General features: G+C 69.8%; 19 protein-coding genes. 8 read left to right on the top strand and 11 right to left on the bottom strand.

All coding sequences use genetic code 11. The features are described from left to right. Positions 1 to 14: 14 nt before the first annotated feature. Entirely contained in the window at positions 15 to 779 is a 765-nt protein-coding gene (locus C3488_RS01455; protein ID WP_103837444.1) for an SDR family NAD(P)-dependent oxidoreductase, read from the bottom strand. A gap of 147 nt (positions 780 to 926) precedes the next feature. On the opposite strand from C3488_RS01455, the gene C3488_RS40345 reads away from it, so the two are divergent. Further along, positions 927 to 1916: a YihY/virulence factor BrkB family protein gene (locus C3488_RS40345; protein WP_181138844.1), complete on the top strand. Its 990-nt coding sequence runs from the start codon at positions 927 to 929 to the stop codon at positions 1914 to 1916. Here C3488_RS40345 and C3488_RS40340 read toward each other — a convergent pair. Next, positions 1819 to 3087 carry a D-alanyl-D-alanine carboxypeptidase family protein gene (locus tag C3488_RS40340; protein WP_374955389.1) on the bottom strand — a complete coding sequence of 423 codons (1269 nt, stop codon included), beginning with the start codon at positions 3085 to 3087 and terminating at the stop codon, positions 1819 to 1821. The genes C3488_RS40345 and C3488_RS40340 overlap by 98 nt on opposite strands. A 103-nt stretch (positions 3088 to 3190) precedes the next feature. Between C3488_RS40340 and C3488_RS01445 the strand changes: the two genes are divergently transcribed. The 3 genes from C3488_RS01445 (at position 3191) to C3488_RS01435 (ending at position 6443) form a co-directional block, all read left to right on the top strand. Beyond that, a complete protein-coding gene (locus tag C3488_RS01445; RefSeq protein WP_103837560.1) occupies positions 3191 to 3433 on the top strand; it encodes an SCO4848 family membrane protein in 243 nt (80 codons plus the stop codon). A gap of 18 nt (positions 3434 to 3451) precedes the next feature. Then, the gene (locus tag C3488_RS01440) at positions 3452 to 4738 is read left to right on the top strand and encodes a metallophosphoesterase (protein WP_103837443.1); all 1287 of its coding nucleotides are present in this window, start codon (positions 3452 to 3454) and stop codon (positions 4736 to 4738) included. 148 nt (positions 4739 to 4886) lie between these two features. Beyond that, the gene (locus C3488_RS01435) at positions 4887 to 6443 is read left to right on the top strand and encodes an ABC transporter substrate-binding protein (protein WP_103837442.1); all 1557 of its coding nucleotides are present in this window, start codon (positions 4887 to 4889) and stop codon (positions 6441 to 6443) included. A 38-nt stretch (positions 6444 to 6481) separates the two neighbouring features. Here the strand turns inward: C3488_RS01435 and C3488_RS01430 are convergent, their stop codons facing one another. Genes C3488_RS01430 through C3488_RS01420 form a run of 3 tightly spaced genes read right to left on the bottom strand, consistent with a single transcriptional unit; the run spans position 6482 to position 8128 of the window. After that, positions 6482 to 7219, bottom strand: a complete 738-nt coding sequence (locus C3488_RS01430; protein WP_103837559.1) for a TetR/AcrR family transcriptional regulator — start codon at positions 7217 to 7219, stop codon at positions 6482 to 6484. 10 nt (positions 7220 to 7229) lie between these two features. Further along, positions 7230 to 7724, bottom strand: a complete 495-nt coding sequence (locus C3488_RS01425; RefSeq protein ID WP_103837441.1) for a thiol-disulfide oxidoreductase DCC family protein — start codon at positions 7722 to 7724, stop codon at positions 7230 to 7232. Beyond that, positions 7721 to 8128, bottom strand: a complete 408-nt coding sequence (locus C3488_RS01420) for a hypothetical protein (protein WP_103837440.1) — start codon at positions 8126 to 8128, stop codon at positions 7721 to 7723. The genes C3488_RS01425 and C3488_RS01420 overlap by 4 nt, the downstream gene beginning before the upstream one ends. 193 nt (positions 8129 to 8321) lie before the next feature. Between C3488_RS01420 and C3488_RS01415 the strand changes: the two genes are divergently transcribed. From C3488_RS01415 to C3488_RS01405, 3 genes are all read left to right on the top strand, one after another. Further along, the gene (locus tag C3488_RS01415; protein WP_103837439.1) at positions 8322 to 8717 is read left to right on the top strand and encodes a TM2 domain-containing protein; all 396 of its coding nucleotides are present in this window, start codon (positions 8322 to 8324) and stop codon (positions 8715 to 8717) included. Positions 8718 to 8724: 7 nt separating this feature from the next. Beyond that, a complete protein-coding gene (locus C3488_RS01410) occupies positions 8725 to 9117 on the top strand; it encodes a DUF2752 domain-containing protein (RefSeq protein ID WP_103837438.1) in 393 nt (130 codons plus the stop codon). 270 nt (positions 9118 to 9387) lie between these two features. Next, positions 9388 to 9651 (top strand): TM2 domain-containing protein, encoded by a 264-nt coding sequence (locus C3488_RS01405; protein ID WP_103837437.1) that lies wholly within the window; start codon positions 9388 to 9390, stop codon positions 9649 to 9651. Between the two features lie 12 nt (positions 9652 to 9663). Here C3488_RS01405 and C3488_RS01400 read toward each other — a convergent pair whose 3' ends face one another. The 6 genes from C3488_RS01400 to C3488_RS01375 form a co-directional block, all read right to left on the bottom strand. After that, positions 9664 to 10272: a Uma2 family endonuclease gene (locus C3488_RS01400; protein WP_103837436.1), complete on the bottom strand. Its 609-nt coding sequence runs from the start codon at positions 10270 to 10272 to the stop codon at positions 9664 to 9666. A 151-nt stretch (positions 10273 to 10423) separates the two neighbouring features. Next, positions 10424 to 11194: a succinate dehydrogenase iron-sulfur subunit gene (locus tag C3488_RS01395; RefSeq protein ID WP_103837435.1), complete on the bottom strand. Its 771-nt coding sequence runs from the start codon at positions 11192 to 11194 to the stop codon at positions 10424 to 10426. Further along, positions 11194 to 12948 carry a succinate dehydrogenase flavoprotein subunit gene (gene sdhA, locus C3488_RS01390; RefSeq protein ID WP_103837434.1) on the bottom strand — a complete coding sequence of 585 codons (1755 nt, stop codon included), beginning with the start codon at positions 12946 to 12948 and terminating at the stop codon, positions 11194 to 11196. The genes C3488_RS01395 and sdhA overlap by 1 nt, the downstream gene beginning before the upstream one ends. 19 nt (positions 12949 to 12967) lie before the next feature. Beyond that, positions 12968 to 13450: a succinate dehydrogenase hydrophobic membrane anchor subunit gene (locus C3488_RS01385; protein WP_103837433.1), complete on the bottom strand. Its 483-nt coding sequence runs from the start codon at positions 13448 to 13450 to the stop codon at positions 12968 to 12970. Positions 13451 to 13455: 5 nt separating this feature from the next. Beyond that, the gene (gene sdhC / locus C3488_RS01380; RefSeq protein WP_103837432.1) at positions 13456 to 13836 is read right to left on the bottom strand and encodes a succinate dehydrogenase, cytochrome b556 subunit; all 381 of its coding nucleotides are present in this window, start codon (positions 13834 to 13836) and stop codon (positions 13456 to 13458) included. A 281-nt stretch (positions 13837 to 14117) separates the two neighbouring features. Beyond that, positions 14118 to 14720 carry a 2-oxo-4-hydroxy-4-carboxy-5-ureidoimidazoline decarboxylase gene (locus C3488_RS01375; protein WP_103837431.1) on the bottom strand — a complete coding sequence of 201 codons (603 nt, stop codon included), beginning with the start codon at positions 14718 to 14720 and terminating at the stop codon, positions 14118 to 14120. Positions 14721 to 15056: 336 nt separating this feature from the next. Here C3488_RS01375 and C3488_RS01370 point away from each other — a divergent pair, with 336 nt between their 5' ends. Then, entirely contained in the window at positions 15057 to 16637 is a 1581-nt protein-coding gene (locus C3488_RS01370) for a glycoside hydrolase family 20 protein (RefSeq protein WP_103837430.1), read from the top strand. Positions 16638 to 16658: the final 21 nt, after the last annotated feature.

Here is a 16658-nt window from a genome sequence, read left to right as displayed (position 1 = left end):
CCCTGAGAGGGACCCTAGACGGGCAGTCGCCGGAACAGCGGTCGCGGAAGGTGCCGTAGGACGGCCATGACCAGGCGCAGGACGCCGGGGACCCACACCACCTCCGACCGTCTGCGCAGCCCGAGCTCGATCGCCGTGGCGACCTCTTCCGGCGTGGTGGAGAGCGGCTCCGGCTCCCGTGCCGCCGTGCCGCGCGTGCGGACGTGCGCGGGGCGTACGACCATGACGTGCGCGCCCGTGCCGTACAGCGCGTCGCCCAGGCCCTGCGCGAACACGTCGAGCCCCGCCTTGCTGGAGCCGTACAGGAAGTCCCGGCGTCGGGCGCGCTCCCCGGCGGCCGACGACAGCACCACCATCGAGCCGTGGCCCTGTGCCTGAAGGGCCCGGGCGCACACCAGTCCCGCCGTGACCGCGCCCGTGTAGTTGGTCCGGGCGACGCGCGCCGCTGCCACCGGGTCGCGTTCGTCGGTCGCCTGGTCGCCGAGCACGCCGAACGCGAGCAGCACCAGGTCGACCTCTCCCTCCGCGAACACCTTGCCGAGCGCGGCCTCGTGCGCCTCGGGGTCCAGGGCGTCGAAGGCGACGGTGCGGGTGTCGGCGCCGAGCGCCCGCAGATGCTCGGCGGCGGCCTCCAGCCCGGGGGAGGGCCGCCCCGCCAGCCATACGGTACGGGTGCGGCGGGCGACCAGGCGGCGGGCGGTGGCCAGGGCGATCTCCGACGTGCCGCCCAGGACCAGCAGGGACCGGGGTAGGCGGTGGGCGTCCTTCGCGGCAGACATGACCGCGACCGTATCGTGATGAAACGGGCATAACTGCTCACGATCTCCCCTCTGTGCGGCTCCTCACTGAAATGGGCGATGCGGGGAAACCGGATACAGACCGGAGTACCGGGGTACGGACCGGGTTCACCAGGGGAGGGACGGAGCATGGACTGGCTGAAAAGACTCCCCGGCATCGGGCCACTGGTCACGCGCCTGATGACCACGCACGCCTGGCGTTCCTATGAACGCCTGGACCGCGTGAAGTGGACCCGGCTCGCCGCCGCGATGACGTTCGTCAGTTTCGTGGCGCTCTTCCCGCTGCTCACCGTCGCCGCTGCGATCGGCGCCGGGACGCTCAGCCAGGCCCAGCAGAACACCGTGCAGAAGAAGATCGCCGAGCAGTTCCCGGGCATCTCCAGCCAGCTCGACATCCACGGCCTGGTGCAGAACGCCGGTACCGTCGGCGTGATCGCCGGGGCCGTGCTGCTGTTCACCGGCATCGGCTGGGTGGGCCAGATGCGGGACTGCCTGCGCGCGGTGTGGGAGCTGCCGGACGACACCGCGAACCCCTTGGTGCGCACGCTCAAGGACGGGCTGGTGCTGGTCGGCCTCGGCGGCGCGGTCGTCGTCACCTTCGCCACGTCCACCGTCGCCACCGCGCTGGTCGACTGGATGGCCGGGCAACTCGGCCTCGACCGGGGCGGCTGGGGCAGCGTCCTGCTGCGCATCGCCGCTTTCGCCGTCTCGGTCCTCGCCGACTTCCTCGTCCTGCTCTACGTCCTCACCCTGCTGCCCGGCGTGGAGCCGCGGCGCCGCCGCCTGCTCGTCGCCGCCCTGATCGGCGCGGTCGGCTTCGAACTGCTCAAGCTGCTGCTCAGCGGCTACATCCAGGGCGTCGCCGGAAAGAGCATGTATGGCGCCTTCGGAGTGCCCGTCGCGCTGCTGCTGTGGATCAACTTCACCTCCAAGCTCGTGCTGTTCTGCGCCGCCTGGACGGCGACGCAGAGCAAGGAGAAGGAGGCGGCACAGGTCGATCAGGTCGAACAGGTCGAACAGGTCAGGGACGCGTCCGGCGACGTACCAGATCGGGCAGCGGCCAGCGGCGATTCACCAGGAACGCCCCCGCGCCCAGCAGCACCAGAACGCCGGCCGTGATGGCGAGCGCCACGCCCATCCCGCTGGAGCCGCCCTCCCGCACCGAGGCCGCCACCGGCTTGCCGGGCCCCCCGGCCGCGGCGGCCGGGGACGGCGTGCCGCTGGGGTCCGTGCCCGTGGCCGCGCTCTTCGGCGCGACCAGCTCGCCCACCGGCGTCACCTTGCCGGCGGCGCCGAAGCCCCAGTCGAGCAGCCGGGCGGCCTCCTTGTAGACCTCGTTGTGGTCGTGCTTCTCAGGGTTCATGACCGTCACGAGCAGCACCCTGCCGTTGCGCTCGGCGACCCCCGTGAAGGTCGCGCCCGCGTTGGTGGTGTTGCCGTTCTTCACGCCCGCGATGCCCCGGTACGGGGTCATGTCGTAGTCGCCGGCCAGCAACCGGTTGGTGTTCTGGATCTCGAACGACCCGCGGGACTTCTTGCCGCCCTTCTGGGTGGTCTCGCCCGGGAACGTGGCCCGCACCGTCGAGCAGTAGTCGCGGAAGTCCTTCTTCTGGAGTCCGGACCGGGCGACCAGGGTGAGGTCGTACGCCGACGACACCTGCCCCTGGGCGTCGTAGCCGTCCGGGCTGACCACGTGCGTGTCGAGCGCCTGCAGCTCCTCGGCGTGCGCCTGCATGTCCTTCACCGTCTGCGGGACGCCGCCGTTCATCGCCGACAGCGCGTGCACGGCGTCGTTGCCGGAGCGCAGGAACACGCCGAGCCACAGGTCGTGGACGGTGTAGGTCTCGCCCTCCTTTATCCCGACCAGGCTGGATCCGGCGCCCATGCCGGCCAGATCGGAGGGGAGCACCTTGTGCGTCTCGCTCGCCGGGAACTTCGGCAGCACGGTGTCCGCGAACAGCATCTTCAGGGTGCTCGCCGGGGGCAGCCGCCAGTGCGCGTTGTGCGCGGCGAGGACGTCACCGGACTCGGCGTCGGCGACGATCCAGGAGCGCGCGGTGACGTCCTTCGGCAGCACCGGAGCACCGCCGCCCAGGTTCACCTGGGTGCCCGGCCTGCCGAGCTGCTCGCCGCCGACGGTCGACATCACGGCCGGAGGGGTGGCCGAGGGCGACGCCGCCGGGGTCTTCGGGGCCGCGAACGCGGTCGCCGGTGCGGCGAGCGAGAGGGACAGCACGACGGCGGAGGCGACCGGCAGGCGGCGCCCGACGATCTTCTTCAAGGCGGACACGACCGCGAAGGTACCGGGCGCCGACGGAGAAGTCCCGACACGTCCCGGCCGTTGCCGCGCACCCCCGGACGAGGGGCCGCCCCCGACCCGCGATACTGAAGGTATGAAGCTCAGCCGCCCCGTCTCCTGGTTCCTGCTCGCCTTCGGGGTGTGGAGCTGGGTCATCTGGATCACTTTCGTAAAGAACCTCTGGAAGGACGGCAGCGGACTCGCGTTCGACGACGCGGGGAATCCGACGGCGTACTTCTGGGTGCACCTGACGCTCGCCGTCGTCTCCTTTGTCCTTGGGACTGTCATCGGCGTCATTGGGTTGCGCGGACTGCGCGCGCTGCGGCGAACGTCATAGCGGGACGGGGACAACACCGTGGCCGTCGTCCTCGCGCTCGTCGTCCTCGCCGTCCTCGCCGCGCTCGTCGCCCTGCACTGGTACGCCTGGCGTCGCTTGGTCCGCGACACGACCCGCGGTCCGGGCCGGGCCCGCCGCACCGGCACGGCGGTGCTCGTCGCAGGACCGGTGCTGATGGTCGCGGCCCTGGTCGCGGAGCGCGCCGGCGCCCCGTTCTGGCTGCAACGCGTCCTCGGCTGGCCCGGCTTCCTGTGGATGGCGCTGACGCTGTACCTGCTGCTGGCGCTGGTGGCGGGGGAGTTGGTACGACCGCTGGTGCGGCGCGTGGTGGAGCGCGGGGCGCGAGCGGAGCAGACGGCACCGGTACCGGCGGCGGTGCCGGTGGGACCGGCATCCGCGGACCCGGAGCCCGCGGACCCGGAGCCCGCAGGCTCGGAGCCCGCAGGCTCGGAGCCCGCGCCGCCACAGGCTCAGTCCGCCCCGTCCCGGCGCCTGTTCGTCTCCCGGCTCGTCGGTGGAACGGTGGCCGCCGCCGCGGTCGGCACGGTGGGCTACGGCACCTACGGGGTCCTGCGCGGCCCCGCCGTGAAGCGGGTCACGGTGCCGCTGGCCAAACTCCCGCGCGCGGCGCACGGCTTCCGCATCGCGGTGGTGAGCGACATCCACCTGGGCCCCGTGCTGGGCAGGGGCTTCGCGCAGAAGGTCGTGGACACGATCAACTCGACCCGGCCGGACCTGATCGCGGTCGTCGGCGACCTGGTCGACGGCAGCGTCAAGGACCTGGGCCCGGCGGCGGCCCCGCTGTCCCGGCTGAAGGCCCGTCACGGAAGCTACTTCGTCACGGGCAACCACGAGTACTTCTCGGGCGCGGACCAGTGGGTGGAGGAGGTACGCCGGCTGGGCCTGCACCCCTTGGAGAACGCTCGTACGGAACTGCCGGCGTTCGACCTGGCCGGGGTCAACGACCTGGCGGGCGAGAGCGAGGGCGAGGGACCCGACTTCGCCAAGGCGCTCGGCGACCGCGACACCTCACGCGCGGTGGTCCTCCTGGCCCACCAGCCGCTGCAGATCCACGAAGCCGTCAGGCACCACGTGGACCTCCAGCTCTCCGGTCACACCCACGGCGGCCAGCTCTGGCCGGGCGACTTCGTCGCGGCCGCGGCCAACCCCACGGTCGCCGGGCTGGACCGCTACGGCGACACCCAGCTGTACGTGTCACGGGGAGCGGGGGCATGGGGACCGCCGACGCGGGTGGGCGCCCCGTCGGACATCACCGTCATCGAACTGGCCTCCCGCCAGGCCTGATGCCTTGGCCGAAACCTGACGGAAACAACCCCTGGGTAAGTTCTCTCTCATCTTCAACCAATGCCTCTTCCCCCACTTGAAACACTGTGATTAGGTGATCATCGCCACAGGGGAGTGGTATGCGCTGAGGGCCTGGGGAGGGGCGCCGATGCGATCGGTTCGCATGCGGGTTCTCGCGGCTGTGCTGGTGTTGGCAGGCGCGGGAGTGGGCGGGTGGCAGTTGCTGCCGGCCAAGGAGAACACCAACAGGACCATCACGGTCGGGACGACGGACGCCGTCACGTCGCTCGATCCGGCGGGGGCCTATGACGCCGGATCGTGGGCCTTGTTCAGCAGCGTTTTCCAGTCACTGCTGACCTTCGAACCGGACGGTGTGGAACCGGTGCCGGACGCCGCGCAGAGCTGCGGGTTCGTGGGCACGGACCTGAAGACGTACCGCTGCACGCTGCGCAAGGACGTCACGTTCCCCAGCGGGCGCACCATGACCGCCGAAGACGTCAAGTACTCCTTCGACCGGGTCAAGCGGATCAACTCCGACGTCGGTCCCGCGACCCTGCTCGACACCCTCCACTCGGTGGACGCGAACGGGCTGACCGTGACCTTCCACCTGTCCACGCCGGACGCGACCTTCCCGTTCAAAGTGGCCACCGGCGCCGGCTCCATCGTCGACCGCACCAAGTACCCGCAGGACAAGCTGCGCACCGACAACGGTGTCGACGGGACCGGGCCGTACACCCTGACGTCGTACACGAAGGACAAGAAGGCCGACCTCGCCCCGAACAAGCACTACAAGGGCGACGTGAAGGAAACCGGCCGGCCCATCGAGCTGCGGTACTACGCCGACCCCGCCGCCCTGGAGAAGGCGTGGAAGGCGAAGGACGTCGATGTCGCCACCCGCCAGCTGCCGCCCTCCGTGCTGGCCAACCTCTCGCCGAGCGACCCCGGCCAGCGCGTCACCGAGGCCGACAGCGCGGAGATCCGCAACCTCGTCCTGAACACCTCCGCCGGCTCACCGCTGCACGACCGCCGTGTCCGTCAGGCCATCGCCGCGGTCATCAACCGCGAGGAACTCGTCAGCACCGTCTACGAGGGGACGACGGACCCGCTGTACTCGCTGATCCCGGCGGGTATCACGGGTCACACCACGTCGTTCTTCGACGCCTACCCCAAGCCCGACACCAAGAAGGCCCGCGCCCTGCTCACCGCCGCGGGCGTGAGCGTCCCCGTCCACTTCACCTACGGCTACGCGCAGGGCCGTGGCGCCGCCGCCGAGGAGGCCGCCGACCTCAAGCGGCAACTGGAGGCGACCGGACTGTTCACGGTGGACGTCAAGGGCTACGAGTGGACCGACTTCCAGGAGCGGTACGCGAGCGGCAAGCTCGACGCGTACGCCGTCGGCTGGGTCGCCGACTTCCCCGACCCCGACACCTTCACGGCCCCGCTCGTCGGCACCGGCAACAGCATGAAGAACGGCTACAGCAACAAGCAGGTCGACGGTCTGATCCTGGACAGCCAGCGCTACTCCGACCGCAGCCGGACCGCCGACGACTTCCAGCACATCCAGGAGATCGTGGCGCAGGACGTCCCGCTGATCCCGCTGTGGCAGCGCAAGGAGTACGTGGTCAACAGCGAGGACGTCGGCGGCGGCCAGTACCTGTCGGACGGCACGGGTGTCTTCCGTCTGTGGCGCCTGAACTGGATCTGACCGCCGCGGATCCTCGCGTCGGCGGGTTCTTCATCGCGTCAGCGGGTTCTTCCTCGCGCCGGGTCCGGAAGCGCCTTCGTCATGCCCGGCAGGAAGTCCGTGAACAGCTCGTGCACCTCCTGGACGAGGGGCCGCAGCACCCGGAAGCGGGCCAGTGAGACGCCGCGCGCGGTGAGACGGGCACCGCGCTCGGCGAGCCGGTAGCTGCGCTCGCGCCCCTCGGTGCGGTCGAAGATCCAGTACAGGACTAGTCCCATCTGCGCGAGCCACATCAACTCGGGCAGCACGTCGCGCAGTTCCTCGGGCACCTTCGCCTTCGACCCCGCCAGCACCTGCCGGTGGACGCCGATGGCCTCGGTGCGCGCGTGTTCCGACTCGGGGGAGAACGGGCTGAGCGGGCTGTCGGGATCGGCGGCGTTCTTGAAGAACTGCACGGCGAACTCGTGGTAGGGCGTGGCGATGTCCAGCCAGGCCCTCAGCACACCCGCGAGCCGCGCCTCCAGATCGGTCTCCCGTGCCAGGACCTCCCGGACCGCCGCCTGGTGCTCGGCGGCGATCCGGTCGTAGAACCCCTGGATCAGGTGTTCCTTGCCGTCGAAGTAGTAGTACGCGTTGCCGACGGAGACCCCGGCCTCCTTGGCGATCGCCCGCATGGTGGTCTTCTCGTAGCCGCGCTCCTGGAACAGCCGCATCGCCGTCTGGAGAATCAGCGCACGGGTCTGCTCGGACTTGCTCGGGGTCACGCCCTCGCCGGGGCCGTCGTTCTTCGCGGACACGCCCAAGAGCCTAGTCAGTGGCGCAGGCGCCGCCGTCACAGCCGGGGCCGCTGTACGTCCACCCCCACCTCGGGTCGTACGCCCACCCGTCGCTGCGGGAGTAGGTCCGGCCGCCCCACTGTGCCCCGCGCCACTTGGCGGCCGCCAGCACCGCGCCCCGGGCGACCCTGGCTCCCGCCGGTGTGCTCAGCCGGTGGGCGAGGGGCCGGTGCTCGCGCAGGGCCCACAGGGTGACGACCCAGGCGGCGGCGCCCCGGTAGACCTGCCCCGCGTCGGCCACGACGGTGATCTCGTCGAGTGTGGCGCGGTGGTCGAGTCCGGGGAAGAGCCGGCGGGCCTCCTCGGAGGCCGCCGGCACCAGCCGCAGCGGCACCAACTGCGCCTGCCGCACCAGCCAGTCGCGCACGTAGGTGCACAGGGAGCACTCGGCGTCGTACAGGACGGTGAGCCCGCGGACCGGGACGCGCGCGGCGTCCCGGTCCGCCGTGGCCCGCACGCCGCTCACGCCCCGGCCGAGGGCGCGACCCAGTCCTGGGGCGCGACCGGCGGCATCTGCTCCCGCTCCATCACTCCGCGCCGACGGATCTTGTTGAGCACGAAGACGTTGCCGAGGTGCATCACGCCGAGCACCAGCAGCACCACGCCGAGCTTGGTCGACAGGGCCTCGAAGACGCCGCGGATGTCGGCAATGGTGTCGTCACCGTTCAGGTACAGGGCGACGAAACCGAGGTTGACGAGGTAGAAGCCGACCACCAGGAGGTGGTTGACCGCATCGGCGAGCTTCTCGTTCCCGCGCAGCACGTCGGCGAGGAAGATCCGGCCGTTGCGGCTCAGCGTGCGGGCCACCCAGACGGTCAGGGCGATGCTGACCAGCAGATAGATGACGTAGGCGATGACCGTGAGGTCCATGTCCCCCACCCTTCTTGAACGCGTTCAAAACGCTGGCGTGTCTGACTGTAGACCTGTTTTTGAACATGTTCAACTCACTGCTGCGCCGCCCCGGCTTCTGTGCTCGGGGGCTTCTCGGGCATGATGACCGGGCTCATTTCTCGTCTTGTCGCATCTTCGCGGGGCTCCCCGCAACCGGTCCCAGGAGCAGTCCTTGAGCGAACAGCCGCAGCAGCCCGGTCCCTACGGTTACGGGTACCCGAACCAGCCCCCGGGCCCGCCGCCCGGGTATCCCCAGTACGGGTATCCGCAGTACGGGTCTGTGCCTGGCGCCGTGCCGCCCGGGATGTACACCGGCGACCCCAACGCCCCGTACGGCTACGACCCCTACGGCCGCCCCTACTCCGACAAGTCGAAGGTCGTCGCCGGTGTGCTGCAGTTCGTCCTCGGCGGCTTCGGCGTCGGGCGCTTCTACATCGGCAACGTCGGGCTGGGCCTCGCCCAGCTCTTCACCTGCGGCGGCTTCGGGATCTGGGCGCTGATCGACGGCATCATCCTGCTGACGGGCAGCAACCAGACCGACTCCCAGGGCCGCGTCCTGCGCGGCTGAGGACGCTATGTCTCCCCAGTCCGTACTGCGGCATCCGGCGGCGGCGCCCCTGGCGGTACTCGCCGCCGGGGCGGCCGGGGCCGGCTATCTGTACGTCACCGATCCGCACCAGCCCGGGCACCTGCTGCCCCAGTGCCCGTTCCGGCTCCTGACGGGCCTGCTCTGCCCGGCCTGCGGCGGCACCCGCATGGTGTACGACCTGATGCACGGTCACTTCACCGAGGCATGGCTGGACAACCGGGCACTGCTCCTCGCCTCGCCGTACGCCCTCGCCATGCTGGGCCGTTGGGCGGTCGAAGGGCTGCGCGGCCGTCGCTGGCAGCCACAACTGAGCACACGGGCACAGGTGCTGGTCCTAGGGCTTGCGGTGGTGTGGACAGTGGTCCGTAACGTCTTCTGACAGGCGGGAGTTGAGTGGCTTCGGCTTGATGTGGCCGCCGCCTGTCCGGATTTGATCACGGAACAGGAACAATCATTCACACCCTCTCCCGCCCTTGCGCTTCCTTTACCTAAGCTCCCAGCTCGCAGGGGGACGACGACAGAAGATCTCCGGCCGGATCCCGGTCGGAACTCTCATTCCATCTTCGCGGCGGGATCCCTCCTTGCCTTATTCCGGAGTCAACCATTCCGGTTCTCCGTGATCCGCTACGGCACTTCCAGGAGCAGTCCCATGACCGTCCCCACCCCCGAGGCTCCCTACGGCGTCGACCCGCAGGGCCGCCCGTACTCCGACAAGTCCAAGATCGTCGCCGGCATCCTGCAGATCTTCCTGGGCAGCCTCGGCATCGGCCGCTTCTACGTCGGCTCGGTCGGCGTGGGCATCGCCCAGCTGTTCACCTGCGGCGGCCTCGGCATCTGGGCGCTGATCGACGGCATCCTGTTCCTGACGAGCAACGACCGCACGGACAAGCAGGGGCGGGTACTGCGGGGCTGAGGAGGCGGGGGCCTACTCGGCCTTCTGCCGGCCGGCCTTCAGGATCTCGGCGACGTCCAGGGTGACGTGCGCGCCGATGGAGTCGGGGAGGGTCACCACTTCGCCGGGGGCGTGGACGCGGTGGACGGCGTAGTCGTCCTGCGCCGGATCGGTCAGGACGTGGAGGCGGTTGTGTTTGCGATCCACGATCACGTAGACCGGGACTTTGGCGTTGGCGTAGGCGGTGACCTTGGTCTGGAGGTCGGTCTTCCAGTTGCTGGATGTCACCTCAAGGACGAGGAGGAAGACCGCGGGGTCGTAGCAGTTCCTCTCGATGTGGTGATCGTCGATGTCGGCGTCTACGACGCACAGGTCGGGGGTGGCGAAGTCCTCGGCGCCGTCGGGGAGCCAGATGCCGATGTTCTGCCCGACCTTGGTCTTCTGGCCGTGGAGTCCTGCCGCGATGAACGGGACGGTGAGGTCGGTCAGGACGAAGGAGTGCTGAGCGTCCGGGGACGGGGTCACGAGGAGCTGGCCTCCGATGATCTCGACGTGGTACCCCGGATGGCGCTCCATGATCTCGTCGGCCAGGGCCGTCAGTGGCCGCTCGTCGTGTGGCCACTCGACGGGAGCTGCTGACATCACTGCCTCCAGTGGGTGGTGCCGAGAGCATCATCGTAGGCCCGAAGGCGCCCCACGTCCCTGACGATCATGTTCACCCGATCGTGTCCCACACGCCCGAGGGCCCCGTTCCCAGCGGAACGGGGCCCTCAGGCGTCGTGCGCGACGAACCTCAGAGGCGGCGGGTGATCAGTGCCCGCTTCACCTCCTGGATCGCCTTCGTGACCTCGATGCCGCGCGGGCACGCGTCCGTGCAGTTGAACGTCGTGCGGCAGCGCCACACGCCGTCCTTGTCGTTCAGGATCTCCAGCCGCTGCTCGCCGGCCTCGTCACGCGAGTCGAAGATGAAGCGGTGCGCGTTGACGATGGCCGCCGGGCCGAAGTACTGGCCGTCGTTCCAGAACACCGGGCAGGAGGTCGTGCAGGCGGCGCACAGGATGCACTTCGTCGTGTCGTCGAAGCGCTCGCGGTCCTCGGCCGACTGCAGACGCTCGCGCGTCGGCTCGTTCGTCTCCTTGGTGATCAGGAACGGCATCACGTCCCGGTACGCCTGGAAGAACGGCTCCATGTCCACGACCAGGTCCTTCAGGACCGTCAGGCCCTTTATGGGCTCGATCGTGATCGGCTTCTCCGGGTTGATGTCCTTGATCAGCGTCTTGCACGCGAGGCGGTTCTTGCCGTTGATCCGCATGGCGTCCGAGCCGCAGATGCCGTGCGCGCAGGAGCGGCGGAAGGTCAGCGACCCGTCCAGGTCCCACTTGATCTTGTGCAGACCGTCGAGGACGCGCTCCTTGGGGTCGATCTCCAGCTGGAAGTCCTGCCAGGTCGCCTCGGAGGAGACCTCCGGGTTGAAGCGGCGGACGCGGAAGGTGACCGTGATGTAGGGGGACGCTGCCGAGCCCGAAGCGCTCGCCTCGGCCTTGTCCAGAACAGGGGTAGCCATCAGTACTTACGCTCCATCGGCTGGTAGCGGGTCTGGACGACCGGCTTGTAGTCGAGACGGATGGACTCGGTGCCGTCGTCGCCCACCTCGCGGTACGCCATGGTGTGGCGCATGAAGTTGACGTCGTCGCGGTTCGGGTAGTCCTCGCGGTAGTGACCGCCGCGGGACTCCTTGCGGGCCAGTGCGGAGACCGCCATGACCTCGGCGAGGTCGAGCAGGTTGCCCAGCTCGACGGCCTCCAGCAGGTCCGTGTTGAACCGCTTGCCCTTGTCCTGGATCGCCACGTTCTTGTAGCGCTCCTTGAGCTCGGCGATCTTCTCGACCGCCGTCTTGATCGTCTGCTCGGTGCGGAACACCATGACGTTGGCGTCCATGGTCTCCTGCAGCTCACGACGCAGCTCCGCCACGCGCTCGCTGCCCGTGGAGTTGCGCAGCCGCTCGATCTGCGCGACGACGAGTTCCTCCGGGTTCTCCGGCAGCTCGACGAAGTCCGCCGTCCGGGAGTACTCGGCGGCGGCGATGCCCGCGCGGCGACCGAAGACGTTGATGTCCAGCAGCGAGTTGGTGCCGAGGCGGTTCGCGCCGTGCACCGACACGCAGGCGACCTCGCCGGCCGCGTACAGGCCCGGGACGACCGTGGTGTTGTCCGCGAGGACCTCACCCTGGACGTTCGTCGGGATGCCGCCCATCGCGTAGTGCGCGGTCGGCTGGATCGGGATCGGGTCCGTGTACGGCTCGATGCCGAGGTACGTGCGGGCGAACTCGGTGATGTCGGGCAGCTTGGCGTCCAGCTGCTCCGGCGGCAGGTGGGTGAGGTCCAGGTAGACGTGGTCACCCTCGGGACCGCAGCCGCGGCCCTCGCGGATCTCCGTGTAGATGGAGCGGGAGACGACGTCACGGGAGGCGAGGTCCTTCATGACCGGCGCGTACTTCTCCATGAAGCGCTCGCCGTCCTTGTTGCGCAGGATGCCGCCCTCACCGCGCGCACCCTCGGTCAGGAGGATGCCCATGCGCCAGATGCCGGTCGGGTGGAACTGGAAGAACTCCATGTCCTCCAGCGGGATGCCCCGCCGGTACACCGCCGCCTGGCCGTCACCGGTCAGCGTGTGCGCGTTCGACGTCACCTTGAAGAACTTGCCGCAGCCGCCGGAGGCGTAGATCACGGCCTTCGCCTGGAAGATGTGGATCTCGCCGGTCGCCAGCTCGTACGCCACCACACCGGCCGAGCGCTTGACGCCGTCGACCTCGGTGATCAGCTGGTCCAGGACGTAGAACTCGTTGAAGAACTCCACGCCCTCCTTCACGCAGTTCTGGTACAGCGTCTGGAGGATCATGTGGCCGGTGCGGTCGGCCGCGTAGCAGGAGCGGCGGACCGGGGCCTCGCCGTGGTTGCGGCTGTGACCGCCGAAGCGGCGCTGGTCGATGGTGCCGTTCGGGGTGCGGTTGAACGGCAGGCCCATCTTCTCCAGGTCGAGGACGGAGTCGATGGCCTCCTTCGCCAGGATCTCGGCGGCGTCCTGGTCGACCAGGTAGTCGCCGCCCTTGACCGTGTCGAAGGTGTGCCACTCCCAGTTGTCCTCCTCCACGTTGGCGAGCGCGGCGGCCATGCCGCCCTGCGCGGCGCCCGTGTGGGAGCGGGTGGGGTAGAGCTTGGTCAGCACGGCGGTGCGGCTGCGCTTCGTCGCCTCGATCGCGGCGCGCATGCCCGCGCCACCGGCGCCGACGATGACGGTGTCGTACTTGTGGATCTTCATGATTCTCGCAGCCCCGTGCCTAGCGGATGTTCGGGTCGAAGGTGAAGATCACCAGCGTGCCCAGCAGGATGGTGAACACCGTGGCGGTGTACAGCAGGCCCTTCAGCCACAGCCGCGTGTTCGTCCGCTCGGCGTAGTCGTTGATGACCGTGCGCAGGCCGTTGGCGCCGTGCAGCATCGCGAGCCACAGCATGGTCAGGTCCCAGACCTGCCACCACGGGGAGGCCCAGCGGCCGGCCACGAAGGCGAAGCCGATCTTGGAGACGCCGCCGTCCAGCACGAGCTGGATGAGCAGGTGGCCGATGACCAGGACGACCAGCACGATGCCGGACAGGCGCATGAACAGCCAGCCGTACATCTCGAAGTTGCCGCGGGTCGACTTCGGGGTCTTCTTCGTCCGCTTGCGGGGCGGCTCGATGACCGGCGCCGGGTTGTCGACGTCGTACAGCGAGGCACCCTCGACGGGGCCGATGCCGGAGGTGGTGGTTTCAGTGGTGGACATACGCGTCAGCTCCCGAAGAGTTCACGAGCGGCGTGGCCGAGGACGGGGTAGATCGCCCCGAGCATCAGCACGACCCAGACTCCGACGACGGTCCAGAGCATCTGCTTCTGGTAGCGCGGGCCCTTCGACCAGAAGTCGACCGCGATGACGCGGAGGCCGTTGAGCGCGTGGAAGAGGATGGCGGCGACGAGGCCGTACTCCAGAATCGCGACGATCGGTGTCTTGTACGTGGCCACGACCTTGTCGTAGGCCTCCGGGGAGACACGGACGAGTGCGGTGTCCAGCACGTGTACGAACAGGAAGAAGAAGATGAGGACGCCGGTGACTCGGTGAGCCACCCAGGACCACATTCCTTCCCGGCCGCGGTACAGCGTTCCAGCCGGCACGGAAGAACCCTCCGGGAGCGGGGACTAGGGCCGCGCCGGCTTTCTGTGTCGGTCGGGCCCGGCCGGGTACGGTCCACCGGCCCCCAGCATGGTAGCGACGGTTGCCTGCGGCGCTTACGGGGGGCCTGCGGGTGTGATCAATCAGGCACTCAAACGAGCACGGATGGCTCATCGGCCGGGCGGCTGCCGGGACGGGGCTGCTTGTTTTCTGCCGGATGCGGGCGGTTCGTAGTTGTTCGCGCCCGTGTGGCGGAGCCGCGTGCCGTCACATCCCCGTGCACCTACGGGGTGCGGGGCTGTACGGGTTGGTCGGAAAAGTCCCGTACCAGGCGGGTCAGTCTCCCCCTCGCCAGGCGGCGCAGTTCCTCTGTCGCCAGGACCCGTTCCTCCTCGGGATCGTTCGCCAATCGTGATCGGATGGCCGCGAGGAGCTGGTCCAGCAGCTCGTCCGGCGCCACCTCGTCCAGGCAGATGATGAACACATGGCCGAATTTGCTCTCGTACGCCGCGTGGGCCGCGCTCAGGGCGGTGTGGGCGGCGGAGTACGTGCCGTCGGGGAGCGGGGCGAGGGATTCTCCGGCCAGGGCCTCGGCGAGGTCCACGGGGGTGAGGTCGTACGTCGCCTCGTCGGCCGCCGCGAGTAGGGAGTCGAGGTCCGGGTAGGGGCGGTGCTCGGCGACCCGGTGGGCCCAGCGCAGGCTGCGGCAGCAGGTGAGCAGGGCACGCCGGACGTCGTCGGCCGGTGCGCGGTTGAACCGCGCGAGGCCCGTGGCGGCCTCGGTGCGGTGCTGCGCCGGGAGGGCGGTGTGGCCGGGGAGGTGCGGTAGACGGTGCGCGGGCAGCGTGGGTCCTCGGCGGCTGGCGTGACGGCTCGTGCGCGCCACGTGCGGGTCGGCAGGGGATCGTGTGAGAAATGCGCCGCCACGTTAGCGACGGCGGTCGGGTCGGCGTCCAGTCGCTGCCCGGATTTCACCCGGATGGGAGAGTTTCCGGACCTTTCGTGGACACGTGGGCGGGACGGTGGTCGTAGCTTCGGAAGGAACGGCAGGGGGGCAGAGTGTGGAGGTGAGTCGCTTGCGGTCCAAGGTCGGGCGAGTACCGATACGCATACGCATGCGGAGGAGCACGGTGCGCGCGTGCCACGGTGTCGAAACGGATGTGGCTTGGTGACCGGCCGCAGGCGGGTCCCCGAGGGGAGGACGCACGTACGGCGCACCAGGTTGCTGCTGGCGACCACCGGGATCGTGGTGGCGGGCGGTGTGGCGGCGGCCGTGACGCTGTGGCCCTCCGGTGGCGGCTCGCCGAACGGGGCCGGGGCCTCCGTGGGCACGTCGGCGGCGTCCACGGGCTCCGCCCGCTCCGTCCCATCCCGCTCCTACCCCCTCTCGCAGCCGCCCCGCACCATCCCCGCCGTCAGCCGGTTCACCGCGGCGCGGGGCCCGGGCTGGCGGCCCGCATCCGGGCACCGGGTGGTGGTCGACAACGCTCAGCTCGCGGACGAGGGGCGGCTGCTCGCCGGGGAGCTGGGCATGGCGTACGGCGGGCAGACCGGCGCCGGCGCCGGCGCCGGTGACGTGGAGCTGGGCCTGGCCGGCAGCGGCAACCAGGAGTCGTACACGCTGACCGTCGCGAACGGGCGGGTGAAGATCACCGGGCCCGGCGAGGCCGGCGTCTTCTACGGCACCCGCACCCTCAAGCAGGAAGTGCACGGCGGCGGAACCGCGCCCGAGGGCGTCGTGAACGACGCGCCCGCCAAGCCGCGGCGCGGGTTCATGCTCGACATCGCCCGCAAGTACTACACGGCCGGCTGGATCGAGGACCGCATACGTGAGCTGGGCGACCTGAAGTACAACGAACTGGGTCTGCACCTCTCCGACGACCAGGGCTTCCGCATCGAGTCCTCCTCGCACCCGGAGATCGTCTCCAAGCAGCACCTCGGCAAGGCCGAGGTGAAGAGGATCGTCGATCTCGCGGCGAGTCGGCACATCACCGTGGTGCCCGAGATCGACTCGCCCGGCCACCTCGGCGCCGTCATCGCCGCCCACCCCGACATCCAGCTGCGCAACGCCTCCGGCGTCGCCACGCGCGGGGCGGTCGACATCTCCAAGCCCGCGGCGGCGAAGATCGTCGACGATTTGCTGAACGAGTTCTCGGGCGTGTTCCCCGGCGCGTACTGGCACCTCGGCGGCGACGAGTACCTGGCGCTGATGGCGCGCGATCCGGCCGCCTCCTACCCGCAGCTCGCCGCCGCCGCGCGGGCCCGGTTCGGTCCGAAGGCGGGCGTCGCCGACCTCGCGACCGGCTGGCTGAACGACCGCGCGAACGTGATGCGCGGGCACGGCAGGACCATGCGGGCCTGGAACGACGGCTTCTACCGGGCGAGCTCCGTGCAGCCGGCCGGGGACCTCGAGGTCGCGTACTGGACCGGCAAGGAGCTGGGCGCCCGGCCGCCGACCGACTACCTGGGCGCGGGCCGCAAGGTGATCAACTACAACGACGAGTACCTCTACTACGTGCTCGGCCAGCCGCAGACCTTCGTCTACCCCACCGGGCAGCGGATCTACGAACAGTGGACCCCGCGGGTCCTGCGGGGCACGACGGCGGTGCCCGCGCGGTACGACGGGCAGATCCTCGGCGGCGTCTTCGCCGTCTGGAGCGACCGTCCGACCGCCCAGACGCAGGACCAGGTGGCGGCCGGGATCCGGATGCCGCTGCGGGCCACGGCGCAGAAGCTGTGGGACTCGCGGACCCCGTCGCTGTCCTGGACCCAGTTCAAGGCGCTGGCGGGCCGGCTGGGATGAAACGCCCCCTCGGGCAGGCTC

Source organism: Streptomyces sp. Ru72 (genome assembly GCF_002920635.1).
Lineage (GTDB): Bacteria > Actinomycetota > Actinomycetes > Streptomycetales > Streptomycetaceae > Streptomyces.
The sequence above is the reverse complement of the archived record's forward strand: the minus strand, read 5'-3'. Positions and strand labels throughout refer to the sequence as shown.